Genomic DNA, 22,539 nt, shown 5'->3' with positions numbered 1-22,539 from the left:
AATCAGAGCAAATTGAAAATGTCCTGTGCCGGTTCGGTCGGCACGCCCTGGACATAGCACTCGACACGGGCGTCCCGCAGGGCGCGAAATGCGGTGATGTCCTGTTCGTCCACGGATACGGTCTTGTGGATTTGACGCTTGCCGTCGGCGTAATGCATGTTGCCGACGTTGATCCGGGAGATGGGGACACCTCCCTGAACCAGGGTGTTGAAATCGGTCGGGTTTTTGCAGACCAGCAGGATCTTCTGGCGATCCGCCGCCTTGTGGATGTTGTCGATCACCTTCTGGAGCGGCCAGAACCGCACCGCAATGCCTTCGGCCAGCACCATCTCCATCAGGTTCTGCTGGATGGGGTCCTCTGCCACCTCGTCGTTGGCGACCAGCACCAGATTGGCACCGGCAAAGCCGACCCACTGGACACCGACCTGACCGTGGATCAGACGCTCATCGATCCGGCTCAATACGATATTGGGCATCACAGCACTCCTTCTTGGTGGAACGGGTAGATATTGACCCCCTGTACGACCCGGTTGACCTGACCGGTGGGGCAGGGATTGTCCGGGCTGATCCCCAGTCCCAGCGAGGTATGGAAGGCGTAGTACTGGGCATAGAGCAGGTAGCAGAAGGCGAGCTGGGCATCGTCGCCATGCAGAGTGTGGGGCAGGTAGATGTGCTCCCCCTCCTCGATGGCGGGATGGCGCTGGTCAGCGATGGCAACTACCCGGGCAGCCTTGCCATCGCTTCGCAGCTCGCGCAGCAGATCCAGATCGTATTGCCGGGTGTAAGGGTCGTTGGAGATGAGCAGCACGATGAGCGTCTGTTCGTTGACGACCGATTTCGGACCGTGGCGAAAGCCGGTGGGGGAGTCGAACATGGCGACCAGACGGCCGGCGGTCAGCTCCAGCAGTTTGAGTGCCGCCTCCTGCGCCACCCCTTGCAGACTGCCGCTGCCAAGATAGATGACCCGCTCGGGCAACGGCTCGTTCCAGGCCGGTACGCGCTGCACAATCTGCTCCAGAATGGCGTCACTGGTGGTGACCAGCTGCTCGCAGCGCTGGCGGTTGAACCGCTCTGGCAGAAAGAGAGCCAGACAGCTCAGCATCATGCTGGTGAGGCTGCTGGTCATGGCGAAGCTGCGATCATTGGTCTGGGGCGGCATCAGCAGGGCCAGAGAGTGGGCATCTTGCTGGCAGCGGCGATAGAGCGCCCCTTCACCGTTGCAGGTCAGCACCAGATGGTGGCAGTGGCTGAGCAGCTGACTGGCCAGTTCGACCGCAGCCACGCTCTCGGGGCTGTTGCCGGAGCGGGCAAAGGAGATAAGCAGGGTCGGGCAATCTTCGGCCAGATACTCGGCCGGGTCGGTGACGATATCCGTGGTGGCGATCGCCTCGACCCGGGCATGCAGGTGGGCCGAGAGATAGGGGGCGAGCGCCCGACCGGCAAAGGCGGAGGTGCCAGCCCCGGTCAGGATAATGCGCAGCTCTTGCCGGGCGAGCAGGGGGGCCAGAAAACGGGTCAATGCTGGACGGCACTCCTCGACCATGGTGAGGGTCTCGCGCCAGGTGGCGGGTTGCTGGCGAATTTCACGGGCAGTCGCCAGGCCATTGGCACTGCGCAACATCTCTTCTGGATAACCAAGGATCATGTCTGCAACTCCTTATACAACGGGGTCGAGCTGGGAATGGCGGCGAGAGGCCGCAGTGCAGGCGCTGGCGTAGTGCCGCAGCACCTCCTGCACCTGATCGAGAATGAGGTCATGGGGATTGGCCGAGAGCGTGCCCTGACGCACCTTGCGATACTGCAGGGGCAGATGCTGGCTCAGCAGTGGCAAGGGAATGGGCTCCGCCGCCAGATTGGCCAGCAATCTGGCGTAGCACTCATCGACCCGGCTATCGGGCCAGTAGTAGCGAATGCGATCCGAATAGCTGTAGCCACGGGCCAGCCGGCACTCGTTGGCACTGCCCTGGTAGTGGCTGCGCCAGAAGTCGGGGCGCTCCAGCATGGTCTCTTCCATCACCTTGCGCAGACCTGAACAGGCCTTGGCAACCACCAGTTCCTCCTCGATGGCGGCAAGGGCAAACAGCGCTTCGCGCAGGGCGAAGGTGAGGGCTGGGCCGACTTTGAGAATGGCAAAGTGGTCGCGTACCAGCTGGCGGTAGGCCTCGGGAGTTTGGTAATCGGTGGAGTGAGCCTCGAACACCATGTGGGGATAGGCTTCGATCATCCGGCTAAGGGGAGCCGCTTTTTCGGGCCGGTAATCGATGACACGGGTATGGTCAAACTCGACACCGGGTTGCACCACCAGACCGATCACCCTCGGCCAGATATGGGCCAGCCCCGCCTTGTTGAAGGCCTGTTGATGGGCCTCGAGGGTATGGCGCGCCGCCTCCGGCGTGGTGACCGCCAGCTCGGCAAGATCTTCATGGGCACCGCCCGGTACCGGCACCTCGGTGCCAATCACATAGACCAGATCGCTCTCGCCAAAAGTGGCCAGACAGGTTTGCTCGGCGATCTGCGCCAGCCGTGCGGCTCGCTCTGCGACCAGCTCATCGGTCAGGGGAACGGGATCGCCCTGACAGGACATGCTGCAGTCGAGGTGGATCTTCTTGAACCCGGCAGCGACATAGCTGGCGATGAGATCTTCGGCATGTGCCATGGCCTGCTCGGCCGGTTCCCCCTGCCAGCGGTTGGGGCCCAGATGGTCGCCCCCCAGAATGAGGCGCTGCGCCGGAAAGTGACATTGTGCCGCCAGCTCGTAGAGGCGATCGCGAAAGTCGGCGGGGGTCATGCCGGTATAGCCGCCAAACTGATCCACCTGATTGGAGGTGGCCTCGACCAGCAGCAGCTCATCCCCTTCGGCGGCTAGCCGCAGCGCGGCTTCCAGCACCAGCGGGTGAGCGGAGCAGACGGCGTAGATCCCGGTCTGTTCTCCCTGTTTGTGTCTTTCGACCAGTGCCAGCATGGATTTCATTTTGATGTTCCTTGGTTGCTGCGGATGGAAAGGTTCTTTCGATTTCTTTTCTTTACGGTAGTAGGGAGGGAAAGAAAACGAAACAAAAGAGTCGTTAGATCTTGAGATGGATCACAAAAAGAAAGGTATCGAAAGGTTGTGGATGATGGGTAAAGATGGGGAGAGTGGTGGTAAAGCGTAATGAAGGCTTGATTTGGCACCTTCGCTGAGCGTTAATATGCAAACGTAACGAAGTGAAAGCGATCTTTCACTACAGCATTTCGGCAGAAGAACTATGCAAACAAGCGAAAAAGGTGCGCTCGGAACCAGCGAGCGGCGGGAGCGGATTATTCAGCAGCTGCGCAGCAATGGCAGCGTTCAGGTCAACGAGCTGGCGACTCACTATCAGGTCTCTACCGTGACCATCCGCAACGATCTGGCCTTTCTGGAGAAGCAGGGGGTGGCCGTGCGCGCCTACGGCGGCGCCCTACTGTGCGAGCCTGGCCAGACGGTGCCGGAGCGCACTATTGCCGACAAGAGTGTGCTCAATACCCCGGTGAAACAGCGGATAGGTGCGCTGGCGGCGACCCTGGTGCCCTCCGGTTGTCGCCTTATCCTCGATTCGGGGACGACAACACTGGAGGTGGCGCGTCATCTGAAGGGACATCAGGAGATCCTGGTGATGACCAACGGCATGAATGTGGCGAATGAACTGCTCGAAGCAGAGGGGGTGGAGCTGCTGATGACGGGCGGACATCTGCGCCGCAAGTCGCTCTCCTTCTACGGTGCGCAAGCGGAGCAGTCCCTGCAAAACTACCACTTTGACATGCTGTTTCTCGGGGTGGATGGCATCGATCTGGAGCGCGGCGTCAGCACCCATCATGAGGACGAGGCGCGCCTTAACCGCTGCATGTGTCAGGTGGCCGAGCGGATTGTGGTGGTCACCGACTCCACCAAGTTTGGCCGGCGCAGTCTGCACAAGATCATCGATACCCTGCGTATTCACACCCTGATCACCGACGATGCCGTGCCTGCCGATATCCTTTCCGGCCTGCGCAATGCCGGTATCGAAGTGCTGTTGGTACCAGCCGATGGCAGCAAGGGGCAGGAGAAGCAGGGGCAATATAATCCAGTACAATCAGCTATAAGCGGTTGATGACAAACGCGATAGACTGGGTTTCTTACTCACTGATCGAGCCTGTTATGTACCACCCCGATATCACCGAACTTGAACCTGTCGCCCGCGCGGCGGGGGCGGCCATCATGGCCATCTACAGCCAGCCTTTCGCGGTGGAGTACAAGAGCGACGAGAGTCCGCTGACCGCGGCCGACAAGGGGGCGCATGAGGTGATCGTTCAGGGGTTGGCACGGCTGACTCCCGATATCCCTGTGCTGTCGGAGGAGTCTGGGCCTGAGGTGATGGCGGCGCGCCACGGCTGGTCCCGTTACTGGCTGGTGGATCCCCTCGACGGCACCAAGGAGTTTGTCTCCCGCAACGGCGAGTTCACCGTCAATATCGCGCTGATTGAAGGGGGGGCGCCGCGCTGGGGGCTGGTCTATGCCCCTGTGCTGGACAAGCTCTGGTATGGCGGAAAGGGGCTCGGTGCCTGGTGCATCGCCGATGGTAAGCGCGAGCCTATCCAGACCCGGCCTCATCGTGAAGGCGAGGCGTGGCGAGTGGTGGGCAGTCGCAACCACCTGTCGCAGGAGACCCTCGATTTCTTGGCTCCTTTTGGCGAGATCGAGCTGGTCTCGATGGGCAGCTCCCTCAAGTTTTGCATCATTGCCGAGGGGGGCGCCGAGCTCTATCCGCGCCTCGCACCGACCTGCGAGTGGGATACCGGCGCGGCGCAGGCGGTGCTGGAGGGGGCGGGTGGCAGCGTCACCCAACTCGATGGCTCATCCCTTGCTTACAACAAGCCCGATATCCTCAATCCCTGGTTTGTCGCCAAGGCATAAACGAGATATCGGGATGCAAAAAGGCCGGACTGGAGTGAACTTCCAGTCCGGCCTTTTTTATTTCGCTATGCGCTTCGGGTCAGAAGACCTTCTTGAACGGCTTGATGGTGACCTTGGCATAGACGCCAGCTGCCACATAGGGATCGGCATCGGCCCAGGCTTTGGCGTCCGCCTGCGAGGCAAACTCGGCGATGACGGTGCTGCCGGTAAAGCCTGCATCGGCCGGATCCTCGGCATCGATGGCCGGGTGTGGGCCGGCAGTCAGCAGGCGACCTTCATCCTGCAGGGCTTGCAGGCGAGCCAGATGGGCAGGGCGAACTTGCTTGCGCAGTGGCAGGCTATCGGGGACATCTTCGGAGTAGATGAGATACCACATGAGAGGATCCTTTTCTGATGAGGGTTACTTTTTGAGTTCGTCTTTTTGCTGGGACAACTGCTCGGCAGGGATGTGGCGGTAGAGGTAGACGCCGCTCAGCAGGGTAAAGACCAGCGTCATCCCCAGCAGGCCGAACACCTTGAAGTTGACCCACATCTCTTGCGGCATGTTGAATGCCACATAGAGGTTGAGCAGGCCACAGACGGTAAAGAAGCCGACCCAGCCGAGATTGACCTTGTCCCAGACTGCATCGGGTGCCTGCAGTTCCTTGGCCAACATCTGTTTGATCAGATTCTTGCCAAAGCCGTAGCGGCTGATGAGCAGACCCAGTGCGAACAGCACGTTGATGACAGTCACTTTCCACTTGATGAAGGTGTCATCGTGGAAGAAGACGGTGAGGCCGCCGAAGAAGCCGACTAGCAGGAAGGTAAAGAGCTGCATCTTCTCGACTTTGCGATAGCGGATCCAGCTATAGGCGAGCTGCAGACCGGTGACCACTACCAGTGCACCAGTGGCCATGTAGATGTCGTAAAACTTGTAGACCGCGAAGAAAACGATAAGTGGAATAAATTCAATAAATTGCTTCATGTCTGGCGCCTAGTCCTCAAAGATGGCCTGCAAATTTCGCCCAGTCTACCTGCATGGCGGACAACGGCAAATGAATAAGACCGCTCATTTTTACGCCGGTTCCGTGCCGTCGCCAAACAGTTGGCGTGCAATGGATATCCCCAGTCGCTGCTGATCGGCCAGCAGGTCGCGGATATGGCGCTCTTCAATCAGAGGGTTGAGCAGCACGGCGCGCAGCAGGGTGAGCGGTTGGGCACCGTAGCGTACCACCGCTCGTTGGGTGCGGGAGACAAAGCTGTGCCCCTCGGCCCGCTGGGCTTTTTGCAGTGCCACGTTGAAGTCGTTGATCTGTGCATTGGCCGCTTCATCCAGCACCTTGCCCTGCAGGTGGGGCGGGATGCAGCGGTAGGAGAGCAGATTCATCACCGGTGCCGACATCAACTCGAAGGCAGGGTCGCTTTCGATGAGCTCGGCCATCAGTCTGGCTCGGTCGTAGTTGGCTTCGATAAGCTCGGCATAGCCTTGCTGGCCGAAGAGCTGGAAGGCGGCGTCCAGATAGAGGGCGTTGGCCGGGCGGGTGCCCTCCAGCGTAAAGCGGCCCTGATCGAACGAGGTGGCGCGAATGGCATAGGGCGCCTCTCGCTTGACTGCCATCATCAGGTCGGGCTGGCGGCAGAGCAGCATACCGGTACCAAGCGGCACCAGCAGCTGTTTGTGGCCATCGAGGGTGACGGTGTCGGCCTGCTCTATTCCGGCCAGCAGACCTTGGTAGCGGGGGGAGAAGAGGGTCGGGCCGCCCCAGGCGGCATCCACGTGGAAGTGGATCTGCTCGCGCTCGGCGATGGCGGCCAGCTCCGGCAGGGTGTCGATTGAGCCAAAGTCGGTACTGCCTGCCACGCCGACCAATGCCAGTACTTTCAATTTCTGCTCTTTGCACTGGATCAGCGCCTGCTCCAGCGCAGCCAGACTGAGCCGGTTCTGCTCGTCGGTCTCGAGGCGCCAAACGCTGCGGGCGCCCAGCCCCAGCAGATCCATCCCCTTGTCGAAGGAGTAGTGCATCAGGCGGGAGCCCAGAATAACGGCGCCGCGATAGCCCTGCTCATAGAGGGTGAACAGGTTGTCGCCGCAGGCGCGGTTGCGGGCCAGCCACAGTGCCGTGACGTTGGCGATGGTGCCGCCGCTGGTCATGACGCCGAGGGCGGCATCCTTGGCATGCATCTGCTCGCCGTAGAAGGCATCGTCCCGGCCATAGATGAGGCGGTGCAGCTTGGCCAGCACCTCTCGCTCCAGAAAGCTGAGCAGGCGGGAGGACTCCATCTTCATCGGATTCTGGTTGAGCATCACCAGCAGGCGCGACAGCTCGGCGGTATAGGCCGGCAGGGGCGCCGTCATGTGGCCCATGTAGCGTGGCGAGGTGAGGTGCGAGGCGCCGGGCACCAGAGTGGCCAGCCGCGCCAGATACTCCTCGATAGGTTGGCCGACTGCAGGCATGCGGGATTGATCGAGCTGGTGGGTGAACAGGTCGCGCTGATAGGGGGGCTGACTGTCGTCGGAGTGGTGGAAGCTCTCCAGCAGGGTGTTCATCGCCTCGCCAAAGGCGGGATCCGCTTGTGCAAACAGCTCAGTCAACTTCATCAGGTTCTCCAGACCAGGTCACCGGGGTAGGTGTCTATGCCGCTTGTCTCGGGCATCGGCGGCAGAGCATACACCAAAGGTTGGCAGGTGACAGCCACTCCATTTTTTAAGCGAACACTTGTACTCCGAAATGGCGCTGGGTAGAGTGAGCCACAGTTATTGTGGAGTCGATGTTATGAGTGGTGTGATGGATTACTCCCCCCGGGAGGAGCTGGCAAACCGGCTGAGCCACGGTGCGGGATTGTTGCTGGGGATTGTCGGGCTGGTGCTGTTGCTCATCAAGGGATGGGGGCAGGGTACGCAAGCGCTGGTGAGCTACAGCCTTTATGGCGGCAGTCTGGTGCTGCTCTATCTCGCCTCGACCCTCTATCACAGCATGGGGTCAGGGCGGGCCAGACGCTGGTGCAAGGTGTTTGATCACTGCGCCATCTATCTGCTGATTGCCGGCACCTATACCCCCTTCCTGCTGGTTGCACTCGACACGCCGCTGGCGAAGGGCTTGATGGTGGTGATCTGGGCCCTAGCGCTGGCTGGCGTGGTGTTCAAGCTGGTGTTTATCAATCGCTTCAAGAAGTTGTCGCTCTTTACCTACCTGATGCTGGGCTGGCTGTCGCTGGTGGTCATCTACCAGCTCTATATCCATCTGGCCGGTGAGGGGCTGCTGCTGCTCGGGCTTGGCGGCCTTATCTACAGCTTCGGGGTCATCTTCTATGTGGCCAAGCGGATTCCCTATAACCATGCCATCTGGCATCTCTTTGTGCTGGGTGGCAGCGTTTGTCACTTTATGGCCATTTACGGCTACGTCGCCTAACGTCTTACAACTAGCCCTTAATTGGTATTTTTAGCGCGTAAAAGGATAAATTCGTGCGGTATCACACAGTTGGCATCAGCGTTTGCTGACAAGCTAGGGCCAGTTCAATTCGCAAAGGATGCACGAAATGAGTGAAATCGCGCTTTCCATCAGCATGTTGTCGCTGGTGGCAGTGCTAGGACTCTGGCTGGGAAACTGGCGAGTCTATGGCGTTGGGTTAGGAATAGGGGGGGTGCTGTTCGGCGGCATCATTGTGGGTCACTTTGCAGGTGCCTCCGATCTCGCGCTGGATGCACAAACGCTTCACTTTATTCAAGAATTTGGCCTGATCCTGTTTGTCTATACCATCGGCATCCAGGTTGGGCCGGGTTTCTTCTCGTCATTGCGCAGTTCGGGTCTCAAACTCAACGCCTTTGCCGCTTTGCTGGTCATCCTTGGCTGCGTGGTGGCTGCTGGCTTGCATCAATTTTTCGATGTGCCGTTGCCGGTCATTCTGGGGGTCTTCTCCGGTGCCGTCACCAATACGCCATCCCTCGGTGCGGGCCAGCAGATCCTGGCCGAGCTGGGCGCCGCGCCCGGTTCTACCGGTTTGATGGGGATGGGATATGCGGTTGCCTATCCGTTTGGTATCTGTGGCATTTTGCTCACCATGTGGCTGGTCAGGGTCTTCTTTCGCATCAAGATCGACGATGAAGCCGCCCAGTTCGAGCTACAAACCGGTAAAACCAAGGAGAGCTTGCAGACCATCAACATCGCGGTGCGCAACCCCAACATGCACGGCCTGATGCTGAGCGAGATCCCGAGTCTCGACGAGTCTGATGTCATCTGTTCACGGCTCAAACGGGGCGACGAGCTGATGGTGCCACGGCCGGAATCCCGTATCGAACTGGGTGACTTGCTGCACCTGGTGGGTGAGCGTCACGCGCTGCACAAGGTGTTGCTGGTGTTGGGGGAGGAGGTGGAGACCTCGCTCTCGACCCGGGGCACCGATCTGCGCGTCGAGCGAGTAGTGGTGACCAACGAGCAGGTTCTTGGCAAGAAGATCCGCGATCTGGACATCAAACAGCGCTATGACGTGGTGATCTCCCGTCTCAACCGGGCTGGTATCGAACTGGTGCCGACCAGTCAGACCAGCCTGCAGTTTGGTGACATCCTCAACCTGGTTGGCCGTCTCGACGCCATCGAAGCGGTGACCAATGTGGTCGGCAACGTGCAGCAAAAACTGCAACAGGTGCAGATGTTGCCGGTATTTATCGGGATTGGCCTTGGCGTATTGCTCGGCTCCATCCCCTTCTATCTGCCCGGTTTCCCGGCCGCCCTCAAGCTGGGTCTGGCGGGGGGGCCGCTGGTGGTGGCGCTGATCCTGTCGCGGATCGGCAGCATCGGCAAGCTCTACTGGTTCATGCCACCCAGCGCCAACCTGGCGCTGCGGGAGATCGGGATCGTGCTGTTTCTGGCGGTGGTTGGATTCAAGTCCGGTGCCGGCTTCGTCGATACCCTGATCAACGGCGATGGTCCAGCCTGGATGCTCTATGGTATGGCGATCACCCTGATCCCGCTGCTGGTGGTCGGTGTGCTGGCGCGCCTCTACGGCAAGATGAACTATCTGACCCTGTGCGGTTTGCTGGCCGGCTCCATGACAGACCCTCCCGCGCTGGCCTTTGCCAACGCCATGCACCCGACCAGTGGCGCCAGTGCGCTCTCATACGCCACTGTCTACCCGCTGGTGATGTTCCTGCGGATCATCTCGCCACAACTGCTGGCTATCATCCTCTGGGCGGGAGCATAGGGTTAATCCTGACGGGAGCATGCCTTGTCATGCTCTCGTCATCATTCTGTAATTTATTGATAATTTTGGTTTTTACCATTATCACAACCTGGTCTTACACACTTCTGTCTGGCTGAACAGTTCAGCCTCAAATCTCCCTATCCTTTCGAATTTTCGAGCTGGTTATTTTTGCCATGTGTATGCACAGTAAGTTGTGGCTTGTTGCATTCAAATCAGGATTCAGGAGAGAACATGATTACCAATGCCGTTACCTTGGAACAGGGCGTAACCGTAACCCAACTTAAAGGACAAATTTATCTGGTTGCCGAAGATGGCAGCCGGAAGCTGTTGGCTGAAGGTGATGTGCTGCCGAAAGGGGCGGTGATCATGTCGCCGGATGGCGCCAGTTTCATGGGGGGCGGACAGTCGTTCACTGTGCAACCGGCCAGCGAACAGAGTGAGCCTGCCGAAGAGGGGGATGCCCCCCAGTTGGCGCAAAACGGTGCTGCAGGTACTCCTGATGATATCAGTGCTCTGCAACAGGCCATTTTGGGTGGGGCTGACCCGACCCAGGCTTTTGAAGCCTCCGCAGCAGGCGGTGCGCCTGCTGCCGGCGGTGGCGGTATTGGGGGGGTCGCCGGTGCCAGTGGCAACGGTGGTTTTGTCACCATCGACCGTACCGGTGATGCAACCATTGCCGAAGCCGGGTTTGATACCGATAACCCCGCAGATACAGCCCCCATAGGGGATGCCCTTGGTGGTGAGGACGATATCCTGTTTGATGGCGTTCCACCATCCATCACCGTGAACGCCCCAGACAACACCAACGACACCACCCCGACCATTACCGGTACGACGGATGCCCCGGCGGGCAGTACCGTTACCCTGGTCGTGACCGATGCCAACGGCAACCAGCAGACCCTGACCGCCATCGTGCAACCGGGTGGCAGCTATAGCGTGGATGTCACTACCCCGCTGGCGGAAGGGAGCTACAAGGTGGATGCCAGTGTCACTGACCCGGCTGGTAACACCGGCACTGCGACCGACGATGGCAGTGTGGAGATTGATGACCCGGTCGATGCGGTAAACGATAGCTACGAGGTCAACGAAGATGGCTCGGTGAGTCTGAGCCTGCTGGCCAACGACAAGGCGCCGGATGGCGGGCTGAAGGTTGTCGCCATCAATGGTGTGGCGCTGACTGGCGGTGCCCAGAGCATCGCGGTCAAGGACGGGGTCGTGGAGATTGCCGCCGATGGCAGCATGACCTTCAAGCCGAGCAAGGATTTCAACGGTAACATCAGCTTTGACTATGAGGTCGAGGATACTGACGGCGATACCGACAGCGCCATCGTCAATATCACTGTCAACAACGTTGATGATCTGGTCGATGCGGTCGATGACGAGTACACCGTCAACGAAGATGGCTCGGTGAGTCTGAGCCTGCTGGCCAACGACAAGGCGCCGGATGGCGGGCTGAAGGTTGTCGCCATCAACGGTGTGGCGCTGACTGGCGGTGCCCAGAGCATCGCGGTCAAGGACGGAGTCGTGGAGATTGCCGCCGATGGCAGCATGACCTTCAAGCCGAGCAAGGATTTCAACGGTAACATCAGCTTTGACTATGAGGTCGAGGATACTGACGGCGATACCGACAGCGCCATCGTCAATATCACTGTCAACAACGTTGATGATCTGGTCGATGCGGTCGATGACGAGTACACCGTCAACGAAGATGGCTCGGTGAGTCTGAGCCTGCTGGCCAACGACAAGGCGCCGGATGGCGGGCTGAAGGTTGTCGCCATCAACGGTGTGGCGCTGACTGGCGGTGCCCAGAGCATCGCGGTCAAGGACGGGGTCGTGGAGATTGCCGCCGATGGCAGCATGACCTTCAAGCCGAGCAAGGATTTCAACGGTAACATCAGCTTTGACTATGAGGTCGAGGATACTGACGGCGATACCGACAGCGCCATCGTCAATATCACTGTCAACAACGTTGATGATCTGGTCGATGCGGTCGATGACGAGTACACCGTCAACGAAGATGGCTCGGTGAGTCTGAGCCTGCTGGCCAACGACAAGGCGCCGGATGGCGGGCTGAAGGTTGTCGCCATCAACGGTGTGGCGCTGACTGGCGGTGCCCAGAGCATCGCGGTCAAGGACGGAGTCGTGGAGATTGCCGCCGATGGCAGCATGACCTTCAAGCCGAGCAAGGATTTCAACGGTAACATCAGCTTTGACTATGAGGTCGAGGATACTGACGGCGATACCGACAGCGCCATCGTCAATATCACTGTCAACAACGTTGATGATCTGGTCGATGCGGTCGATGACGAGTACACCGTCAACGAAGATGGCTCGGTGAGTCTGAGCCTGCTGGCCAACGACAAGGCGCCGGATGGCGGGCTGAAGGTTGTCGCCATCAACGGTGTGGCGCTGACTGGCGGTGCCCAGAGCATCGCGGTCAAGGACGGGGTCGTGGAGATTGCCGCCGATGGCAGCATGACCTTCAAGCCGAGCAAGGATTTCAACGGTAACATCAGCTTTGACTATGAGGTCGAGGATACTGACGGCGATACCGACAGCGCCATCGTCAATATCACTGTCAACAACGTTGATGATCTGGTCGATGCGGTCGATGACGAGTACACCGTCAACGAAGATGGCTCGGTGAGTCTGAGCCTGCTGGCCAACGACAAGGCGCCGGATGGCGGGCTGAAGGTTGTCGCCATCAACGGTGTGGCGCTGACTGGCGGTGCCCAGAGCATCGCGGTCAAGGACGGGGTCGTGGAGATTGCCGCCGATGGCAGCATGACCTTCAAGCCGAGCAAGGATTTCAACGGTAACATCAGCTTTGACTATGAGGTCGAGGATACTGACGGCGATACCGACAGCGCCATCGTCAATATCACTGTCAACAACGTTGATGATCTGGTCGATGCGGTCGATGACGAGTACACCGTCAACGAAGATGGCTCGGTGAGTCTGAGCCTGCTGGCCAACGACAAGGCGCCGGATGGCGGGCTGAAGGTTGTCGCCATCAACGGTGTGGCGCTGACTGGCGGTGCCCAGAGCATCGCGGTCAAGGACGGGGTCGTGGAGATTGCCGCCGATGGCAGCATGACCTTCAAGCCGAGCAAGGATTTCAACGGTAACATCAGCTTTGACTATGAGGTCGAGGATACTGACGGCGATACCGACAGCGCCATCGTCAATATCACTGTCAACAACGTTGATGATCTGGTCGATGCGGTCGATGACGAGTACACCGTCAACGAAGATGGCTCGGTGAGTCTGAGCCTGCTGGCCAACGACAAGGCGCCGGATGGCGGGCTGAAGGTTGTCGCCATCAACGGTGTGGCGCTGACTGGCGGTGCCCAGAGCATCGCGGTCAAGGACGGGGTCGTGGAGATTGCCGCCGATGGCAGCATGACCTTCAAGCCGAGCAAGGATTTCAACGGTAACATCAGCTTTGACTATGAGGTCGAGGATACTGACGGCGATACCGACAGCGCCATCGTCAATATCACTGTCAACAACGTTGATGATCTGGTCGATGCGGTCGATGACGAGTACACCGTCAACGAAGATGGCTCGGTGAGTCTGAGCCTGCTGGCCAACGACAAGGCGCCGGATGGCGGGCTGAAGGTTGTCGCCATCAACGGTGTGGCGCTGACTGGCGGTGCCCAGAGCATCGCGGTCAAGGACGGGGTCGTGGAGATTGCCGCCGATGGCAGCATGACCTTCAAGCCGAGCAAGGATTTCAACGGTAACATCAGCTTTGACTATGAGGTCGAGGATACTGACGGCGATACCGACAGCGCCATCGTCAATATCACTGTCAACAACGTTGATGATCTGGTCGATGCGGTCGATGACGAGTACACCGTCAACGAAGATGGCTCGGTGAGTCTGAGCCTGCTGGCCAACGACAAGGCGCCGGATGGCGGGCTGAAGGTTGTCGCCATCAATGGTGTGGCGCTGACTGGCGGTGCCCAGAGCATCGCGGTCAAGGACGGAGTCGTGGAGATTGCCGCCGATGGCAGCATGACCTTCAAGCCGAGCAAGGATTTCAACGGTAACATCAGCTTTGACTATGAGGTCGAGGATACTGACGGCGATACCGACAGCGCCATCGTCAATATCACTGTCAACAACGTTGATGATCTGGTCGATGCGGTCGATGACGAGTACACCGTCAACGAAGATGGCTCGGTGAGTCTGAGCCTGCTGGCCAACGACAAGGCGCCGGATGGCGGGCTGAAGGTTGTCGCCATCAACGGTGTGGCGCTGACTGGCGGTGCCCAGAGCATCGCGGTCAAGGACGGGGTCGTGGAGATTGCCGCCGATGGCAGCATGACCTTCAAGCCGAGCAAGGATTTCAACGGTAACATCAGCTTTGACTATGAGGTCGAGGATACTGACGGCGATACCGACAGCGCCATCGTCAATATCACTGTCAACAACGTTGATGATCTGGTCGATGCGGTCGATGACGAGTACACCGTCAACGAAGATGGCTCGGTGAGTCTGAGCCTGCTGGCCAACGACAAGGCGCCGGATGGCGGGCTGAAGGTTGTCGCCATCAACGGTGTGGCGCTGACTGGCGGTGCCCAGAGCATCGCGGTCAAGGACGGGGTCGTGGAGATTGCCGCCGATGGCAGCATGACCTTCAAGCCGAGCAAGGATTTCAACGGTAACATCAGCTTTGACTATGAGGTCGAGGATACTGACGGCGATACCGACAGCGCCATCGTCAATATCACTGTCAACAACGTTGATGATCTGGTCGATGCGGTCGATGACGAGTACACCGTCAACGAAGATGGCTCGGTGAGTCTGAGCCTGCTGGCCAACGACAAGGCGCCGGATGGCGGGCTGAAGGTTGTCGCCATCAACGGTGTGGCGCTGACTGGCGGTGCCCAGAGCATCGCGGTCAAGGACGGGGTCGTGGAGATTGCCGCCGATGGCAGCATGACCTTCAAGCCGAGCAAGGATTTCAACGGTAACATCAGCTTTGACTATGAGGTCGAGGATACTGACGGCGATACCGACAGCGCCATCGTCAATATCACTGTCAACAACGTTGATGATCTGGTCGATGCGGTCGATGACGAGTACACCGTCAACGAAGATGGCTCGGTGAGTCTGAGCCTGCTGGCCAACGACAAGGCGCCGGATGGCGGGCTGAAGGTTGTCGCCATCAACGGTGTGGCGCTGACTGGCGGTGCCCAGAGCATCGCGGTCAAGGACGGGGTCGTGGAGATTGCCGCCGATGGCAGCATGACCTTCAAGCCGAGCAAGGATTTCAACGGTAACATCAGCTTTGACTATGAGGTCGAGGATACTGACGGCGATACCGACAGCGCCATCGTCAATATCACTGTCAACAACGTTGATGATCTGGTCGATGCGGTCGATGACGAGTACACCGTCAACGAAGATGGCTCGGTGAGTCTGAGCCTGCTGGCCAACGACAAGGCGCCGGATGGCGGGCTGAAGGTTGTCGCCATCAATGGTGTGGCGCTGACTGGCGGTGCCCAGAGCATCGCGGTCAAGGACGGGGTCGTGGAGATTGCCGCCGATGGCAGCATGACCTTCAAGCCGAGCAAGGATTTCAACGGTAACATCAGCTTTGACTATGAGGTCGAGGATACTGACGGCGATACCGACAGCGCCATCGTCAATATCACTGTCAACAACGTTGATGATCTGGTCGATGCGGTCGATGACGAGTACACCGTCAACGAAGATGGCTCGGTGAGTCTGAGCCTGCTGGCCAACGACAAGGCGCCGGATGGCGGGCTGAAGGTTGTCGCCATCAATGGTGTGGCGCTGACTGGCGGTGCCCAGAGCATCGCGGTCAAGGACGGGGTCGTGGAGATTGCCGCCGATGGCAGCATGACCTTCAAGCCGAGCAAGGATTTCAACGGTAACATCAGCTTTGACTATGAGGTCGAGGATACTGACGGCGATACCGACAGCGCCATCGTCAATATCACTGTCAACAACGTTGATGATCTGGTCGATGCGGTCGATGACGAGTACACCGTCAACGAAGATGGCTCGGTGAGTCTGAGCCTGCTGGCCAACGACAAGGCGCCGGATGGCGGGCTGAAGGTTGTCGCCATCAACGGTGTGGCGCTGACTGGCGGTGCCCAGAGCATCGCGGTCAAGGACGGGGTCGTGGAGATTGCCGCCGATGGCAGCATGACCTTCAAGCCGAGCAAGGATTTCAACGGTAACATCAGCTTTGACTATGAGGTCGAGGATACTGACGGCGATACCGACAGCGCCATCGTCAATATCACTGTCAACAACGTTGATGATCTGGTCGATGCGGTCGATGACGAGTACACCGTCAACGAAGATGGCTCGGTGAGTCTGAGCCTGCTGGCCAACGACAAGGCGCCGGATGGCGGGCTGAAGGTTGTCGCCATCAACGGTGTGGCGCTGACTGGCGGTGCCCAGAGCATCGCGGTCAAGGACGGGGTCGTGGAGATTGCCGCCGATGGCAGCATGACCTTCAAGCCGAGCAAGGATTTCAACGGTAACATCAGCTTTGACTATGAGGTCGAGGATACTGACGGCGATACCGACAGCGCCATCGTCAATATCACTGTCAACAACGTTGATGATCTGGTCGATGCGGTCGATGACGAGTACACCGTCAACGAAGATGGCTCGGTGAGTCTGAGCCTGCTGGCCAACGACAAGGCGCCGGATGGCGGGCTGAAGGTTGTCGCCATCAACGGTGTGGCGCTGACTGGCGGTGCCCAGAGCATCGCGGTCAAGGACGGGGTCGTGGAGATTGCCGCCGATGGCAGCATGACCTTCAAGCCGAGCAAGGATTTCAACGGTAACATCAGCTTTGACTATGAGGTCGAGGATACTGACGGCGATACCGACAGCGCCATCGTCAATATCACTGTCAACAACGTTGATGATCTGGTCGATGCGGTCGATGACGAGTACACCGTCAACGAAGATGGCTCGGTGAGTCTGAGCCTGCTGGCCAACGACAAGGCGCCGGATGGCGGGCTGAAGGTTGTCGCCATCAACGGTGTGGCGCTGACTGGCGGTGCCCAGAGCATCGCGGTCAAGGACGGGGTCGTGGAGATTGCCGCCGATGGCAGCATGACCTTCAAGCCGAGCAAGGATTTCAACGGTAACATCAGCTTTGACTATGAGGTCGAGGATACTGACGGCGATACCGACAGCGCCATCGTCAATATCACTGTCAACAACGTTGATGATCTGGTCGATGCGGTCGATGACGAGTACACCGTCAACGAAGATGGCTCGGTGAGTCTGAGCCTGCTGGCCAACGACAAGGCGCCGGATGGCGGGCTGAAGGTTGTCGCCATCAACGGTGTGGCGCTGACTGGCGGTGCCCAGAGCATCGCGGTCAAGGACGGGGTCGTGGAGATTGCCGCCGATGGCAGCATGACCTTCAAGCCGAGCAAGGATTTCAACGGTAACATCAGCTTTGACTATGAGGTCGAGGATACTGACGGCGATACCGACAGCGCCATCGTCAATATCACTGTCAACAACGTTGATGATCTGGTCGATGCGGTCGATGACGAGTACACCGTCAACGAAGATGGCTCGGTGAGTCTGAGCCTGCTGGCCAACGACAAGGCGCCGGATGGCGGGCTGAAGGTTGTCGCCATCAATGGTGTGGCGCTGACTGGCGGTGCCCAGAGCATCGCGGTCAAGGACGGAGTCGTGGAGATTGCCGCCGATGGCAGCATGACCTTCAAGCCGAGCAAGGATTTCAACGGTAACATCAGCTTTGACTATGAGGTCGAGGATACTGACGGCGATACCGACAGCGCCATCGTCAATATCACTGTCAACAACGTTGATGATCTGGTCGATGCGGTCGATGACGAGTACACCGTCAACGAAGATGGCTCGGTGAGTCTGAGCCTGCTGGCCAACGACAAGGCGCCGGATGGCGGGCTGAAGGTTGTCGCCATCAACGGTGTGGCGCTGACTGGCGGTGCCCAGAGCATCGCGGTCAAGGACGGGGTCGTGGAGATTGCCGCCGATGGCAGCATGACCTTCAAGCCGAGCAAGGATTTCAACGGTAACATCAGCTTTGACTATGAGGTCGAGGATACTGACGGCGATACCGACAGCGCCATCGTCAATATCACTGTCAACAACGTTGATGATCTGGTCGATGCGGTCGATGACGAGTACACCGTCAACGAAGATGGCTCGGTGAGTCTGAGCCTGCTGGCCAACGACAAGGCGCCGGATGGCGGGCTGAAGGTTGTCGCCATCAACGGTGTGGCGCTGACTGGCGGTGCCCAGAGCATCGCGGTCAAGGACGGGGTCGTGGAGATTGCCGCCGATGGCAGCATGACCTTCAAGCCGAGCAAGGATTTCAACGGTAACATCAGCTTTGACTATGAGGTCGAGGATACTGACGGCGATACCGACAGCGCCATCGTCAATATCACTGTCAACAACGTTGATGATCTGGTCGATGCGGTCGATGACGAGTACACCGTCAACGAAGATGGCTCGGTGAGTCTGAGCCTGCTGGCCAACGACAAGGCGCCGGATGGCGGGCTGAAGGTTGTCGCCATCAACGGTGTGGCGCTGACTGGCGGTGCCCAGAGCATCGCGGTCAAGGACGGGGTCGTGGAGATTGCCGCCGATGGCAGCATGACCTTCAAGCCGAGCAAGGATTTCAACGGTAACATCAGCTTTGACTATGAGGTCGAGGATACTGACGGCGATACCGACAGCGCCATCGTCAATATCACTGTCAACAACGTTGATGATCTGGTCGATGCGGTCGATGACGAGTACACCGTCAACGAAGATGGCTCGGTGAGTCTGAGCCTGCTGGCCAACGACAAGGCGCCGGATGGCGGGCTGAAGGTTGTCGCCATCAACGGTGTGGCGCTGACTGGCGGTGCCCAGAGCATCGCGGTCAAGGACGGGGTCGTGGAGATTGCCGCCGATGGCAGCATGACCTTCAAGCCGAGCAAGGATTTCAACGGTAACATCAGCTTTGACTATGAGGTCGAGGATACTGACGGCGATACCGACAGCGCCATCGTCAATATCACTGTCACCCCAGTGAACGACGCGCCTACTACCTCCGGTGGTTATGCCCAGGGTGAAGAAGATATGCCGCTTACTTTGAAGTGGAGCGACTTCAAGGCTAGCGATGTCGATACCGCTGCGGACAAGCTGTCGATCAAGATCACTTCGCTGCCGGCGGACGGAGTGCTGCAGTACAAGGATGACGACGGTAACTGGCTGGCTGTGGTTGAAAATCAGGTATTTACTCAGGCAGAAATCGCCGCCGGCAAGCTGCAGTTCAAGCCTGATCCGCATGAGGCGAGCGGGTCGGCGGATAGTGGCGCAGGTTCAGGTGGGGTTGGCAACAAGCTGGGGGATTATGCGTCGTTCGGCTATCAGGTGAGCGACGGGGTAAACAGTAGTGGTAATGCGACCTTTGTGGTCGATATCAAGCCGGTGGTTGACGGCGTGACGCTGAAGGTTGAGCTGGTGAGTGGCGGGTTTGTGCCGGGGGCGGCTAAGGTAGAGCAGATTCTGTCCGACCTGAATGGCAAGACACCGTCTAGATCGCCGACCACAGAGGATGATTATCTGGTTACCAATGGCAGCCGAGTTAATGGCGGTGGCGGTAACGACACCATCAAGTACGGCACAGGTTTCCATTTTGAGGCCGATGGTGGGACTGGTAACGATATTCTGATCGGTGGTGGCAGTGTCACTGACAACCTGGATGGTGGTGATGGGGATGACATCTTGATTGGCGGTAAGAATGCTACTGCGTCGGTCACTCTGAATGCTGGTGCTGGCGATGACATGCTGATTGCGCAAAGCCTGAAGGCGTCCACGACCTATTACGGTTGGGACGGGAAAGATGTGGCCTATGTCCCAGGCTCAATGAAGGATTTTCAGCTGGTGATGGGCGGTTCGCCAAATCAATTTGATTATCGACTGATTTATACAGGTACCAATGCTGGGTCCAACAGACCCTTCCATGATTTTTACAGTGTTGAGACTCTTTACCTGCAAGATGGCAAGTATGAGTTCAAGAATGGCAATCTGACTAAAGTAGCTGATCTGGCGACCTTGAAGGTTGATGTCGACTTGAAAGATATCGACGGCAGCGAGCGCTTCACCGATCTGACCATTACCGGCCTGCCGACTGGGGCCGTGGTGCAAGGCGGCAGCCTGCAGGCCGACGGCAGCTGGAAGGTGCCGGCCAGCATGCTGGATCAAGACGGGAAAGTGTCGCTGCAGGTGGAGTTGCCGACCGGTAGCGAGAACCTCAAGGTGACGGTCAAGGCAGGCTCGCAAGAGTATGAGATGGATGGTCTGCCAATAGCCGGTGAAGTGAAATATACCGAAGCGGATACCGGCTTTATGGTCAAGCCCACTAACCCGAATGGGGACAATGGTACGTCAGACAAACCTGTCGAGGGTGGGCGTGGTGATGATGTATTGCTGGGAGATATAGGTGGTATCAAGACCTCGGTTGAACCGGGCAAAAACTACAATATCGCCCTGATTGTAGATACATCAGGCAGTATGAAATTTGGCCTGGATGGAAGGGAAAACCCGCCTGCAGGTCAGGACAGAATGACCTTGACGATTAACGCCCTGAAAGCGTTGGCCAATCAGCTGGCAGGCCATGATGGTGTCGTTAACGTGACGCTCATTGGCTTTAGTACCTCGGCGAGTTCGCTGTTGACGATTAACGACCTGTCGAAGAGCGGTAAAGAAAAACTGCAGGATTTTATCGACAAGCTTAGCTCGTTGAAGGCCGACGGGGCGACCAACTACGAGGATGCCTTTATCAAGGCTGCCGCGTGGTTCAACAGCCAGCCGGGCAGTGGCAGCGGGAAAACGTTCGAGAACCTGACCTACTTCCTGACTGACGGTAACCCGACGGTTTATAACGGGGATACTTCGGGCAGTGGTGGCACAACCGACGATATCGATATGCAGAAGGCCATCGATGCTTTTGCGAATCTGTCCGGCCAGAGCGAGGTCAAGGCGATCGGCATCGGTAATGGCGTGACGCAGGGGAACCTGGCGTATTTCGACAATACCAAGGTGGTCGGTTCTGGCAGTAAATATGAGAACGCTCAGTTGCTGAATGATTTTTCCGGCAATACAGGGCCGTGGAGCGCGAGTAGCTGGAGCAAGACCGGCGATAGCTCGGGCTCGGTTGATATCTCCGGCGGCCGTCTGACGCTGACGGATAAGGGTGATAATGGTGTGTCAGTGTTTAGAAGCGAAAAGCTGACAGTGGCGGCGGGGACCGGCCTGCGCTTCGATCTGAGTACGGGTAATGATTTCGGCCGCGGAGACACTTTCTCGGTGCAACTGCAACGCTGGAATGGCTCTGCCTGGGAGAACGTGGGTGCCGCGGTGACCTCGGCCGGAACAGTCAACAGCGGTGCGTTGGCGGCGGGGGATTACCGCTACGTATTCACTGTAAATGAGGATGATAGAGGGGATTCTGCCACGCTGCTGATCGACAATCTGAACAAGGTGATGGGCGGGCGTCCGCCGGTTGGCCAACCCGACATCATCACCACGGCAGATCAGCTTAAGGCTGTGCTGGTTGGCAGTTCGACCACCAATACACCTGCTGAAGTGGGGGTCGATGTCCTGCACGGTGGTGCGGGTAACGATATTCTGTTCGGGGATGCCATCAATACCGATCACCTGCCGTGGGGCACGGCTGGCAACCCGACCAAGCCGGCAGACTGGGTCAATGGCAAGGGGCTGGATGGTCTGACCCAGTTCCTGACCTTGAAAAATGGTTATGCACCCAGCTCCCTTGAGCTTTACGAGTACATCAAGGGGAATGCCAACTCATTGGATGTGGCGGGCGATACCCGAGGGGGGAACGACAAGCTGCACGGTGGCCTTGGTGACGATATCCTGTTTGGCCAGGGTGGCAACGATAGCTCTATGGTGATGATGGCAACGATATCCTTTATGGCGGCACTGGCAGTGACAAACTGTATGGTGGTTTGGGTAACGACATTCTGACTGGCGGCGAAGGTAAAGATTTCTTCGTATGGAGTCAGGGAGATGCGAGTGCCAGCAATCCTGCCGTTGATACTGTCACGGACTTCAAACCGAGCCTGAGTGATCCTACGCTGCGCGACAAGCTGGATCTGAGTGACCTGCTGGATCATGATGGGTCTAAAACGGAGTCATTGCTTAAAAGTCTGTTGTCTGTGTCTGCAGATAGCCAAGGTGTGCATCTCAAGGTTAGCGATTCGGTGGGTGGTTCTGTGACCCAGGAGATTGTGTTGTCTGGTCACACTTTTGGCTCTCTGACCGGTAATAGTGGTGCAACGGCTAGCCAGGTGATCGATTACATGTTGGCCAACAACATGCTCGATATTGATAAACAGTAAGCACTAACAACTACGCAATAAAAAAGCGGCAGAGCAATC

12 protein-coding genes are annotated in these 22,539 nt (G+C 58.2%); 6 read left to right on the top strand and 6 right to left on the bottom strand.

What is annotated here, in order from left to right; genetic code table 11:
* Positions 1-2 precede the first annotated feature (2 nt).
* From agaV to kbaZ, 3 genes are read right to left on the bottom strand one after another with little or no spacing between them, the layout of a single operon-like run.
* A complete protein-coding gene (agaV, locus tag ACTG2J_RS16735) occupies positions 3-476 on the bottom strand; it encodes a PTS N-acetylgalactosamine transporter subunit IIB (protein WP_005335358.1) in 474 nt (157 codons plus the stop codon).
* On the bottom strand, positions 476-1,645 hold the full coding sequence (locus tag ACTG2J_RS16730) for an SIS domain-containing protein (protein ID WP_204382155.1): 1,170 nt from the start codon (positions 1,643-1,645) through the stop codon (positions 476-478). The genes agaV and ACTG2J_RS16730 overlap by 1 nt, the downstream gene beginning before the upstream one ends.
* Before the next feature lie 12 nt (positions 1,646-1,657).
* Positions 1,658-2,971, bottom strand: coding sequence for a tagatose-bisphosphate aldolase subunit KbaZ (gene kbaZ / locus ACTG2J_RS16725; protein ID WP_374511708.1), 1,314 nt, complete (start codon positions 2,969-2,971; stop codon positions 1,658-1,660).
* Positions 2,972-3,245: 274 nt separating this feature from the next.
* Here kbaZ and ACTG2J_RS16720 point away from each other — a divergent pair, with 274 nt between their 5' ends.
* Positions 3,246-4,106, top strand: a complete 861-nt coding sequence (locus ACTG2J_RS16720) for a DeoR family transcriptional regulator (RefSeq protein WP_108542420.1) — start codon at positions 3,246-3,248, stop codon at positions 4,104-4,106.
* Between the two features lie 47 nt (positions 4,107-4,153).
* Complete coding sequence (cysQ, locus tag ACTG2J_RS16715; protein ID WP_439997685.1) at positions 4,154-4,909, top strand: 3'(2'),5'-bisphosphate nucleotidase CysQ; 756 nt, start codon at positions 4,154-4,156, stop codon at positions 4,907-4,909.
* Positions 4,910-4,988: 79 nt separating this feature from the next.
* On the opposite strand, the gene ACTG2J_RS16710 is transcribed toward cysQ, so the two are convergent.
* The 3 genes from ACTG2J_RS16710 to ACTG2J_RS16700 all read right to left on the bottom strand — a co-directional run bounded on the left by ACTG2J_RS16710 (position 4,989) and on the right by ACTG2J_RS16700 (position 7,487).
* Positions 4,989-5,285 (bottom strand): YciI family protein, encoded by a 297-nt coding sequence (locus ACTG2J_RS16710; RefSeq protein WP_439997684.1) that lies wholly within the window; start codon positions 5,283-5,285, stop codon positions 4,989-4,991.
* Between the two features lie 24 nt (positions 5,286-5,309).
* Positions 5,310-5,873, bottom strand: a complete 564-nt coding sequence (locus tag ACTG2J_RS16705; RefSeq protein ID WP_216952963.1) for a septation protein A — start codon at positions 5,871-5,873, stop codon at positions 5,310-5,312.
* Positions 5,874-5,963: 90 nt separating this feature from the next.
* Complete coding sequence (locus ACTG2J_RS16700; protein ID WP_439997683.1) at positions 5,964-7,487, bottom strand: pyridoxal-dependent decarboxylase; 1,524 nt, start codon at positions 7,485-7,487, stop codon at positions 5,964-5,966.
* A 175-nt stretch (positions 7,488-7,662) separates the two neighbouring features.
* Between ACTG2J_RS16700 and trhA the strand changes: the two genes are divergently transcribed.
* The 4 genes from trhA (at position 7,663) to ACTG2J_RS16680 (ending at position 22,500) form a co-directional block, all read left to right on the top strand.
* Positions 7,663-8,298 (top strand): PAQR family membrane homeostasis protein TrhA, encoded by a 636-nt coding sequence (trhA, locus tag ACTG2J_RS16695; RefSeq protein ID WP_439983038.1) that lies wholly within the window; start codon positions 7,663-7,665, stop codon positions 8,296-8,298.
* A gap of 127 nt (positions 8,299-8,425) precedes the next feature.
* Entirely contained in the window at positions 8,426-10,087 is a 1,662-nt protein-coding gene (locus ACTG2J_RS16690) for a putative transporter (RefSeq protein ID WP_005335335.1), read from the top strand.
* A gap of 231 nt (positions 10,088-10,318) precedes the next feature.
* A complete protein-coding gene (locus ACTG2J_RS16685; protein WP_439997682.1) occupies positions 10,319-22,126 on the top strand; it encodes a retention module-containing protein in 11,808 nt (3,935 codons plus the stop codon).
* On the top strand, positions 22,066-22,500 hold the full coding sequence (locus ACTG2J_RS16680) for a type I secretion C-terminal target domain-containing protein (protein WP_439997922.1): 435 nt from the start codon (positions 22,066-22,068) through the stop codon (positions 22,498-22,500). Before ACTG2J_RS16685 ends, ACTG2J_RS16680 begins: the two co-directional genes overlap by 61 nt.
* Positions 22,501-22,539 lie beyond the last annotated feature (39 nt).

The organism is Aeromonas sp. 6P (assembly GCF_051919525.1).
Lineage (GTDB): Bacteria > Pseudomonadota > Gammaproteobacteria > Enterobacterales > Aeromonadaceae > Aeromonas > Aeromonas veronii.
This window is presented reverse-complemented; position numbering and strand designations above follow the sequence as displayed.